At 42.3% G+C, this 636-nt stretch carries 1 protein-coding gene; it reads left to right on the plus strand.

What is annotated here, in order from left to right; genetic code table 11:
- The coding region (locus A3762_RS23115) for a substrate binding domain-containing protein (protein WP_197469524.1) at positions 1–636 on the plus strand (636 nt) is incomplete at both ends.

Raw genomic sequence — 636 nt, forward strand, 5'->3', positions numbered from 1 at the left:
TAGCTTTCGGAGTTCCGTTCTTTATTGATATTCTGAAGCGCTTTTCTGAGATGTATCCAAAGGTCAATCTTGAGATTATCTCTGATAACAAACCTTTGGATATGCTCGATGAAGAAATTGATATTGCGTTTCGAATTGGCCCCTTAGAAGATTCTAGCCTTGTCGCACGAAATCTTGGCACTGCACGTTTATCATTATGTGCAACACCTGAATATCTGGCTAAAAATGGCATCCCCAAATCAATTGAAGATCTGAAAGAGCATACGTGTATTACTCACCCAGAATTTGAATGGGTATTGCAGGGTAAAAACCAAATTGAAGCGCCGAACATTCAATCTCGTATGATTGCTAACGATGTTGAGTTGATCCAGCGACTTGTTCTTGAGCACTATGGCATCGGTGCTGTTCCACAGCTACTCATTGCTGATGATGTGCGAGCCGGTAAATTGAAATTATTGCTGCAAGATACGCCTTTCCAAGAAAGAACGTTTTATATGGTATACCCGAGCCGTCGCGAACCACCTTCAAAAGTCGTTGCGTTCACGGAATTTATGTTAGAAAACACGGTCAATCCTCCTTGGGAGCAATTGTCGGATGTGTTTAGTGTTCGTTGTCCTGCCGATTTAGCAAGTGCTG

It is taken from the genome of Oleiphilus sp. HI0125, from assembly GCF_001635355.1.